General features: G+C 46.2%; 1 pseudogene. It reads right to left on the reverse strand.

Annotated features, from left to right (window positions below):
- Positions 1–1,210, reverse strand: a pseudogene (locus tag R7P69_RS24875) (tandem-95 repeat protein); the annotation flags it as partial.

A 1,210-nucleotide genomic window follows, 5' to 3' on the forward strand; every position in this document is an offset into this window, starting at 1 on the left:
AGTTACCACCTCATCCGAAGAAGCATCAAACTCTTGATATTTAATGATGTTTGCACCAGCTTGACCACCCGCAGAGGTGTTGATTGTAAAGTCGATTGCACCTTGCGCATCCGATTTAACAACGTCTATCGCAGTACCATTACTTTCGGTGACCAACAAGCGCGTTTGATCGCCTATCGCACCAGAGGTATCTTCTGGGTCAACAACCGGATTCACTTGAACGTGAACCGAACCTGTAATCACCGCTTCTGCAATCCCTTGTCCTGGATTTGCCGCATCAACGTACTCATGGTCAATCTCTTTCACAGTCAACGTTGTGCTCAAATCAAAGTCGGTACTGGAATCTTGTTCCAACTCAACTTGAACATAACCACTCTGCGTAACGCGAGCAGAGAAGTCTTGCTCCGATTCATTGGCTTGTGGCGTTAATGTTAACGTACCAGCGACGAGCGTTTGCGCTACACCATCCACGAACACGGTACAACTCGGAGGGAAGCCAGAAATCTTCACTTCTGAGAAGAACTCATTGGCGTCTGGACTTTGGCTGGTCGTTGGTTTCCAGTCGATGTTGAAGCGCGTATCTTCGTCACCTTCCGACACCACGGTATAGTTATTTCTTGCGTCAATCACAGGGCCAACAATCACACGAATTTCCCCAGTTGAGGTGCGCGTATGGCCATCGTTTTCAGTAACAATCGTGGTTGCTGTGATGTGAATATTCTCGGTAGACGATGCTTCCGGTTTAATCACAATGCCCGAGTTGATGTTTGCTTGCGTAATATTCGCTTCATAGATTGGCTGGTTATTACCATCGTACCCAACGAACGTTAAATCGACCGAGTTACCATCATTATCAAATATCTCAACGCCATCAGGAATGTTGGAAAGCAGTACCGTTACCGTTTCAGAATGATCGTTCGGGTTGTCTTTGAACTCTCCAGAAAGAATGCTGAACGAAATATCAACTTGGCCATTTTCATCCACAAATGTTTGAACGCCACGTACGTTGCCATCATCAAACTCTTGCCAAATGCCTGATTTATCATTGAGTTCAACGATTGGAATATCCGCTACGCCTTTCACATCAACAATGACGGTTTTGTTCCCGAGTGAAAGTACATCTTGCGCGGAACCTGTTGAAAGCGATGCGCTGTCTTTTACAATGCCTTCTACGTTGAAGGTGAAATCGTCGTTGCTGTGCAGTGGTGGC

This window comes from Vibrio sp. 661 (assembly GCF_033339315.1).
Classification (GTDB): domain Bacteria; phylum Pseudomonadota; class Gammaproteobacteria; order Enterobacterales; family Vibrionaceae; genus Vibrio; species Vibrio alginolyticus.